This window comes from Clostridium sp. (assembly GCF_016650095.1).
In the GTDB taxonomy this organism is placed as follows: Bacteria; Bacillota; Clostridia; order Clostridiales; family Clostridiaceae; genus Clostridium_AD.
Genome location: NZ_JAENWL010000130.1, coordinates 1 through 8738, shown reverse-complemented (window position 1 = coordinate 8738; position 8738 = coordinate 1). Strand labels below are relative to the sequence as shown.

The following is an 8738-nucleotide window of genomic DNA, read 5'->3' as shown; positions in this document are numbered from 1 at the left end:
TCATATTTTCCGTTTCCAGGTCAAAGCTTTCCCAGACTCGGTTCACCGCTGTCGGCGCCCTATCCTAAGTCGCGGTAATCAAAGGTAAGACGTAGCAGAACTAAGCTGCTAGTGCTAAATTATCGTTTGCGTTTAAATTGTTCCAATAGTTTTTTAACGCGGGTCCATAGGTTCCCTCGACTCGCTTCCTCGATGCAACGTACCCCCGTCGAAACCAAGTACGCCCCCTTAAATGTGAAAAGATTAAACTTAAATCTTTTGCACCGCAATAATATAAAAATTATTGCATATATATAACGCAAATTTATATCTATTAAATGTCTTATAAATCAATTAAACAGTAATTTAAAATGTTTTACTGTATTACTGACTATAGCCTAATAATACACTATTTCATATACTTTATCAAGTCTAATATTATGGAATTTAAGTGTATTATTGCTTGTTATCTCATTCTTTCTTTTATCTGTCTATCCATATCTCTCTTAGCATCTTTTTCAAGCATTGCATCTCTCTTGTCATAATCTTTTTTACCGCGAACAATACCAAGATTAACTTTTACTTTGGTATTTTTAAGATAAAGTGATAATGGAACTAATGTATAACCCTTTTGAGCCGTAAATCTTACTAGTTTTTCTATTTGTTCTTTGTGAAGCAATAATCTTCTGACTCTTAATGGATCAGCATTAAATTGATTCCCATTTTCATAATGACTTATATGCATATTTTTAATAAATACTTCACCATTTATAACATCTGCATAACTATCTTTTAAGTTTGCTTTTCCAGCTCTAATAGACTTTACCTCTGTACCAACAAGTGCTATACCCGCTTCCATTGCATCTTCAATAAAATAATCATGTCTTGCTTTTCTATTTTCCACTAGTGTTTTATTTCCTGTTTCCTTTGCCATAACCTCACCCACTTTATTCTTATTAATACATCATTATACTATATATTATATTATTTTTCAAGAATATATGGATTATGTCTACATAAATATAGATTCACATAACTATCCTATAATAGAACAAACAGAAGAGGCAGTTACTGCCCCTTCTGTATTTCATGTACCTACTCTTCCTTTATTAGTTTATCCAAATCACTAACCGATAGTTCCTCTATTTCTTCTTCACTATCATCACCATCTTTAATTATATCAAAATAAACCTCATGGGAAGTTAAATCAACTTTACTTACTATGATTTTTACCTCTTCTCCCAATCTATACATTTTCTTAGTTCTCTCCCCTATAAGGGTTAAATGTCTTTCATCAAATACATAATAATCATCATCCAAGCTACTCATATGAACTAAACCCTCTACAGTATTCGGAAGCTCAACAAACAATCCAAAATTGGTTACTGAAGAAATAATTCCATCGAATTCTTGCCCAATTCGTTCATTCATGTACTCAGCTTTCTTTAAGTCATCTACTTCTCTCTCAGCTTCCATTGCCACTCTTTCCATATCTGACGATTGTTTTGATGCAATTTCTACTTCTTTTCTTAATCTTTCTGTTCTTTTTTCACTTAAGCCTCCATTAATAACTTCTTTAATTATTCTATGGATCATAAGATCTGGGTATCTTCTAATTGGTGACGTAAAATGGCAATAATACTTGGCTGCCAGACCAAAATGACCACCGCAATCCGGAGAATATTTTGCTTTCATCATTGACCGAAGTAACAAAGTACTTAGCACCATCTCTTCTTTATGTCCTTTTACTTTTGCTATTACATCTTGAAGCATTCTAGGATGTATCTCTTTTCCCCACTTCATAGAATATCCTAAATTATGTGCAAATTCACTAAAATGCATTAATTTCTCTTCATCTGGATCCTCATGGATTCTATATACAAACGGTACGTTGAGCCAGAAAAAATGCTCAGCTATAGTTTCATTAGCCGTTAGCATAAATTCCTCAATCACTCTATTTGCAATAGCTCTTTCATATGGAACAATATCTATAGGTTTTCCAAATTCATTTAATATTATTTTACACTCAGTAAAATCAAAATCTATAGCCCCTCTACCCATTCTCTTTTTATTAAGTATGGCACATAAATCTTCCATATGCTTAAAGTCTTCATATAGATAATCATATTTCTTGATTGTTTCTACATCTTTATCTCTTAGTATTTTTGTCACATCGGTATAAGTCATTCTCTCATTAGTTTTTATAACACTTTCAACTATCTCATGATCTATACTTTTACCATTCTTGTCTATTTCCATAAAGCAACTAAGAGCTAATCTATCCACTTTAGGATTTAAACTACAAACTCCATTTGATAACTTTTTAGGTAGCATTGGTATAACCCTATCAATTAAGTATACAGAAGTTGCCCTTTTTAGAGCTTCTATATCCAGTACATTTTTCTCTTTAACATAGTGACTAACATCCGCAATATGAACTCCTAAACGATAATTTCCACTGGCTAATATCTCAATAGACACCGCATCATCTAAATCTTTAGCATCCTCTCCGTCTATAGTCACCATACGTAAGTCCCTTAAATCTGTTCTCCTTGTGTATTCTTCTTTTGAAATTTCATCAACTATATTGTCTGCATAAGCCTCAACCTTTTGTGGAAACTCCTCTGGTAGCTTATGTTTTTTTATTACAGTTAATATATCGATGCCTGCATCGCCTTTATTCCCAAGGATTTCAATAATTCTTCCTTCAGGATTTCTTCTTGTTTCTGGCCACTGTGTTATTTCAGCTATTACTATTTGCCCAGTTTTAGCACCATTTCTCTCTGCTTTAGGAATAAATATATCCTGAGTAATCCTTTTGTCATCAGCTACTACAAAACCAAAGTTTTTACTATCATCATAAGTTCCTATTATTGTCTTATTAGATCTTTCTATTATTCTCGTAATTTCGCCTTCACATTTTTTACCCTTATTTTCTTCTTTTAAAATTTTTGCAAGAACTTTATCTCCATTCATTGCTCCATTGACATTATCTGCGGTAATAAATATGTCAGGTCTTTCTTCATCTGCTATTACAAATCCAAACCCTCTTTGATGTCCTTGAAATTTACCAATTACAAGGCCCATCTTCTCTGGAATACCATAATATTCAGTACGTGTTTTAACTATCTCACCATTTTTTTCCATCTCAGCTAATAAACCACTAAACTCCTTCATGCCTGCTTTTTTAATATCAAACACTTTAGAAAGTTCTTTTGTATTCATAGGTTTGTATGCTTGCTCTGTCATGAAACTTAATAAATTTTCTTTTATCTCCATCAAGTCTTCCTCCTATCTAATTTTATATTAATATATTTTTTTTGAATATATATAAAAATATTTATTATTGCTTTAGTTTTCCACTAATTATTTTGTTAAAATATACATGCATTTCTATATTTGCTCACTTTATTATAGTTCAAAAAATACAACTAGTATATACTATGTGGTTATATTCTTCCCTATTAACCAATAAAAAATGCCCACATTAAATAATTTTATTTAACGCAGACAGTTTGTCGAAATATAATATGTAACATTTCTTCACCTAAAGCACATTCAAATAAATCTACTTTTTTACGCAAAATAAAACAGCCCTTGGGGTTGGGCTGTTTTTTATAAATAAAAAGGGGGCTATTTATCTTTCTATTTATCTTAACAACCTAATTATATTAAAATTCGATACGATTTGCAAGCAGTTTTGCAGATTTTATTGTAAACAATTTTTAAAGTGAAGGCATTTTATTCATATTTTATTCATTTTCGCAATATATGATGATATTATTAACTGCATTAAACCTGTTTTAATAAATCTATCTCTTTTCCCGACAATTCTCGACACTGTCCTTCACCTAAATTTTCATCTAACTTTAATGGTCCAAAACTAATTCTTCTTAAAAATACAACTTTCTTGTCTACACTTTCAAACATTCTTTTCACTTGATGGAATTTGCCTTCTTGAATAGTTACCATTACCTCGGATCCATTTTCATTTGCTTTTAATACTTCTAATACGGCTGGCATACATTTATATCCGTCGTCTATAACAACGCCTTTCTTGAATATATCCACGTCCTCTGTAGTTATAGCTTTATTAATCTCAGCATAATATACCTTATCTACATGATTCTTAGGTGCTATCAATTTATGATTTAATTCGCCATCATTAGTAATTAGAATTAGGCCTACTGTATCTTTATCTAATCGTCCTATAGGAAATGGCTTAAAAGCAAGGTATTCCTGATCTATTAAATCAATTACAGTTTCATCATGTTTATCTACCGTTGCCGAAACCACGCCAGCAGGCTTATTCATAATTAAATATATGTATTTTCTATAATTAATTTCTTCACCTGATACCTTTATTACGACCTTATCTGGGTCAACCTTCATAGCACTATCCTTTGCTAATATTCCATCAACCTCTACTTTGCCTTTCTTTAATATCCCCTTTACTTCTTTTCTTGTTCCATGTCCTAAATTTGATAATATTTTGTCTATTCTTTCCATTTACGTTCATCTCCTTAACTGTTTCTTATAACTTCATCTCTTATAGTAAGATATATAACCAAGTGATTTTATATATACAATTTATAATTTTCCTAATCTCTATGGGTCAAATAAAATCAGAGTTACCATTATTATATCCCTTATAGCAAAAAAATAAAAATAATATTTAAAATGCAACCATTATAACAATCCCCTTTTATGTAGTTGTTTTAAAAGAATAATTACTCATAAAAAAAACAGCTTATTAAAAGCTGTTTTTAATTTACTCTATTACTTCAATTTCCATTATATCATAATCTTCATACGAAATACTCTTATAATAATTTTTTGCGAGTACTAGCATTCTGTAAATCCCTTTAGTAAAAGGCATAAATGTATAATCATTTTTCATGCTAAATCTTTGTACTAAGTTCCAGTCCCCCTTTTCCATAAGATAGAACTCATATACAACGTCCTTACCTCCCTTATTTTGTGTAACAAATGTTATTGCTTCATTAACTATGAACTTTGTCCTATCGCATAGAATTTTTGTATCTGTAATAGGTAAGGAATCATGTATTTCTATTTTTATTTCTTTCTTACTATCATAAGAATGTATGCTAGATTTATTCTTTGCTTGAAGTTCTATTGAATAGGTACCACTACATTTAGGTTTAAGCTCATAATTTTTATATTCTACAAATTTTGTTTGTTCGACGTAATGACCATTTATTTTTAAAACGTAATTCACAAGAGTATCTTTTGTATTCTCAGATATTACCACCAATGAAATAGTATCTCCCACCATATAATATTCTCTTGCAGGGGTTAAAACATATTCTATTTTAGCCGGAATATATTGAAGCGCTTCAATATATATCACTGCGTGACAATCAAATTCCCTCTTGGAATATTTATCTTTCACTCTTACTTCTAGTTTAAATTTACCGCTTTCCTCTGGAGTGAAATCTACAAAGTCATGTGCTAGATATTCAATTTTCTCTATCTCTTTATCATCTTTAAAAACTACAAAACTATATCTTAAAGAAAGTCCTCCTGTGGCTTTAACTTTTACACGAACAACTTCACCTATTAGTACGGTGCCTTTCTGGTCTATTATAATATCCTCTATAATAACATTTCCGTTATCTACATTATCAATTATAAAGTCTAAACAAACACTCTTCTCATATTCTCCCTTAAAAGATGCATCCTTCACCCATAAATGTGCTTTATATTCTCCAGCTTCCTTTGGTACCCATATATAATTGTTGTTTCTAATATAACCAGAATCCTCTGCATAATTTCCATCTATTTTAAATTTATACAATAACTCTTTTCCGCCACTGGCAATGCACTTTAAAAGAACAGGCGTATCGCATAACTGTGGTGAACTTAAATCACTAGTGAAACTATGTATGTTTATTTCTTCATAAGGATTTACGGTATAATGAATTAATGCCCTGTCATCAAATTCATTAAGTGAATACATATCCTTTGCGATACATAGTAGCTTATAATCTCCTTTATTTTCTTCAACATAACTAACTAATTTTTGACTTGAATAATCTTGCAAACAAGTACTATATCCCTCTGCATTAATTTTTAAAAACTTATATAAAACCATTCTATTATCTTCATAGTTTGCCTCAACCTCGAAAACTAGCTCTCTTCCTTCAATCAGGTCTTGAGTCAAACATTTAAAATTCATAATTTCTAGGGATTGCAAAGCTTGTACTTTAAATTCTATTTTCATAAAATCATCAAAGACGTTATTAGAATCTAAATTCTTACATTCTATCAAAAATTCCTGTTCTCCAGAATATTTCGAAGTCCAAGTAAGTATATTTTCTGGTGAATAGTCCTTAATAAGTAACCAGTTTTCATTTTCACGTATCCAGTATCTATACATAATAGGAATCTTAGTGCCTTCTACTGTTAAAGTAATTTTTTCACCTAGCATTATTTCTGTTTTGTCTATATAAATATCAGTTATTAGCTTTTCGTTAGCCTCTCCAACTATATAATCTATTTTAGACATAAAATCAAAGGGTCTATTACTTTCTTTTCTTTTAGCTTGTACCATTATAGAGTACTTGCCCTCTATCATAGGTTTCCACATAGTAGTACTAGCTTCACCTAATTCCTTCAACGTAGTCCATGTTCCTTCCAGTCCTACAAGAAATTTATAGTTCAAATTATCCTCTAATTTATTTTCAACACTTATTTCAATTTCTTTATATTTTTCTTCAAGGTTTTCTAAGCTAAACAATATATTCATTTCATTCATTTAAATTCACCTACCTTTTAAATGAGCTATACAATACAAAAGTATTATTTAAAAAAATAGCCTCTATAATGATTTATTATACTATAATTACATTATTTGTAACAGTACGTATATTCATTTTTTTATTTTATTTATTGACATAAAAACTCATGATTTCATCTTAAAATAACCTATTCATCAAATTTTATAATTTTTTATGGTGTTAAATTTGTTATTATAATATTTATTAATTTGGTAAAACTACTACAAGTACAGATTCTTTTCAAAAATAAAAAAAGTTATTAGGAATATATATATTTCTAATAATTAACGAGAGGAGAGATATTATGCAGGATGGAAAACTTGATCAATATAATCCTAATTACCCCTATAAGAAAAAAGATATAACTGTTGACAAAAGCAATAAAAGTGGCTACCCTATTTTAGAAAGTGTCAATAATGGAGCACTTTATCCTGAAGGAATTAAAAATAGTATTGATATGGACCAGATAAATGACTTTGAATAGCTTTTTATTTCGCAGATAATTTGATTTTTCAATTTACTGAATTAAAACTTCCCTAAAAAAATAAAGCAGCTAGTAATGATAGTTACTAGCTGCTTTATAAATTCTAAATACTATGATTGAGCTTTTAAAATCAGTTTAATTAAATTGTTATAAAGCTTTTCATCGTCCTCATTCGTTCTTTTTTTAGGGCCAAAGGTTTTGCCTCCACTACGTCTTAATTTACCAGACATATGTCTTTCAAATAATAGTTTATCAATATTATCATCATCATATATATGTCCTTTAGGCCCAATAGCATAGGCGCCTTTAGCTAAAACCATAGCAGCAACCCCAAAGTCTTGAGTAATTACTATGTCTTTAGGTTTAGCCTCATTAGCTACTTTCATATCAACACTTTGAAAACCACTATCCGCATACCTTATTGTGGCATAGTCGCTACTTAAGACATGATTAATGTCACAATACATAATAAGCTCTATAGAGTTTTCCTTTGCGGCTTTTTCTATAAGCTGTTTTCCAGGGCACCCATCTGCATCTACAATAATTCTCATATAATTTTTCTCATTTCTCTAAAGTCTTTTTTCAAGTTTTGCTTTGATTTCTTCATATCCTGATTTTCCAAGAAGAGCAAACATATTTTTCTTGTATGCTTCAACTCCTGGTTGATCAAAAGGATTTACACCGGACAAGTATCCACTTATTGCCAAAGCCTTTTCAAAGAAATAAACCATATATCCAAAATTATACGCACTTAATGTTGGTACATTTAAAATAATATTAGGTACATCCCCGTCATTATGAGCAAGTACTGTCCCTTGAAAAGCTTTTTTATTAATAAAATCCATAGTTTTGCCTGCTAAAAAGTTTAACCCATCTAGATCTCCACTTTCTTCATTTACTACAACTTCTCTTCTTGGCTTTTCTACATTTATAACTGTTTCAAATATATTCCTTACACCCTCTTGAATATATTGTCCCATAGAATGCAAATCTGTTGAAAAATTAACTGATGCTGGGAATATTCCCTTTTGGTCTTTTCCTTCACTTTCACCACAAAGTTGTTTCCACCACTCACCAAAATATTGAAGTGCGGGCTCGTAGTTTACTAAAATCTCTGTAACCTTGCCTTTTCTATATAGTGCATTTCTAGCTGCTGCATATTTATAACAATCATTTTTATTTATATCCGGTTCATTATAAGCTTCTCTTGCATCCGCAGCGCCCTTCATCATCTCATCAATATTAATACCTGCTACTGCTATTGGAAGAAGCCCTACTGCTGTAAGTACTGAGAATCTACCTCCTACATCATCTGGAATAACAAAAGTTTCATATCCTGCCGCATCTGCTGATTTTTTAAGAGCTCCTCTAGCTTTATCCGTAGTTGCAAAAATTCTTGCTTTTGCTCCTTCTACACCGTATTTCTTTTCTAATAATCCTTTGAATATTCTAAAAGCAATAGCAGGTTCTGTAGT

The 8738-nt window shown here is 30.7% G+C and carries 7 protein-coding genes and 1 other RNA gene; 1 reads left to right on the top strand and 7 read right to left on the bottom strand.

The window, feature by feature from the left end:
- The 5 genes from ssrA to JJE11_RS09380 form a co-directional block, all read right to left on the bottom strand.
- Positions 1-228, bottom strand: a transfer-messenger RNA (tmRNA) gene (ssrA, locus tag JJE11_RS09400); the annotation flags it as partial.
- 217 nt (positions 229-445) lie between these two features.
- Positions 446-913 carry an SsrA-binding protein SmpB gene (gene smpB / locus JJE11_RS09395; protein WP_291634890.1) on the bottom strand — a complete coding sequence of 156 codons (468 nt, stop codon included), beginning with the start codon at positions 911-913 and terminating at the stop codon, positions 446-448.
- Positions 914-1074: 161 nt separating this feature from the next.
- Positions 1075-3258 carry a ribonuclease R gene (gene rnr, locus JJE11_RS09390; protein WP_291634888.1) on the bottom strand — a complete coding sequence of 728 codons (2184 nt, stop codon included), beginning with the start codon at positions 3256-3258 and terminating at the stop codon, positions 1075-1077.
- A gap of 513 nt (positions 3259-3771) precedes the next feature.
- On the bottom strand, positions 3772-4488 hold the full coding sequence (locus JJE11_RS09385) for a pseudouridine synthase (protein WP_291634886.1): 717 nt from the start codon (positions 4486-4488) through the stop codon (positions 3772-3774).
- 262 nt (positions 4489-4750) lie between these two features.
- Positions 4751-6757 carry a triple tyrosine motif-containing protein gene (locus JJE11_RS09380; RefSeq protein WP_291634884.1) on the bottom strand — a complete coding sequence of 669 codons (2007 nt, stop codon included), beginning with the start codon at positions 6755-6757 and terminating at the stop codon, positions 4751-4753.
- 326 nt (positions 6758-7083) lie between these two features.
- On the opposite strand from JJE11_RS09380, the gene JJE11_RS09375 reads away from it, so the two are divergent.
- Positions 7084-7263: a hypothetical protein gene (locus tag JJE11_RS09375; protein WP_291634882.1), complete on the top strand. Its 180-nt coding sequence runs from the start codon at positions 7084-7086 to the stop codon at positions 7261-7263.
- Between the two features lie 110 nt (positions 7264-7373).
- Here JJE11_RS09375 and JJE11_RS09370 read toward each other — a convergent pair whose 3' ends face one another.
- Positions 7374-7814 (bottom strand): YaiI/YqxD family protein, encoded by a 441-nt coding sequence (locus tag JJE11_RS09370; RefSeq protein ID WP_291634880.1) that lies wholly within the window; start codon positions 7812-7814, stop codon positions 7374-7376.
- A gap of 18 nt (positions 7815-7832) precedes the next feature.
- The coding region (locus JJE11_RS09365) for a glucose-6-phosphate isomerase (RefSeq protein WP_291634878.1) at positions 7833-8738 on the bottom strand (906 nt) is incomplete at its 5' end.

What these genes read in the sequence shown, in the direction of transcription:
- smpB (WP_291634890.1), bottom strand. Translation starts at nt 913, where the DNA reads ATGGCAAAGGAAACAGGAAATAAAACACTAGTGGAAAATAGAAAAGCA.
- rnr (WP_291634888.1), bottom strand. Translation starts at nt 3,258, where the DNA reads ATGGAGATAAAAGAAAATTTATTAAGTTTCATGACAGAGCAAGCATAC.
- JJE11_RS09385 (WP_291634886.1), bottom strand. Translation starts at nt 4,488, where the DNA reads ATGGAAAGAATAGACAAAATATTATCAAATTTAGGACATGGAACAAGA.
- JJE11_RS09380 (WP_291634884.1), bottom strand. Translation starts at nt 6,757, where the DNA reads ATGAATGAAATGAATATATTGTTTAGCTTAGAAAACCTTGAAGAAAAA.
- JJE11_RS09375 (WP_291634882.1), top strand. Translation starts at nt 7,084, where the DNA reads ATGCAGGATGGAAAACTTGATCAATATAATCCTAATTACCCCTATAAG.
- JJE11_RS09370 (WP_291634880.1), bottom strand. Translation starts at nt 7,814, where the DNA reads ATGAGAATTATTGTAGATGCAGATGGGTGCCCTGGAAAACAGCTTATA.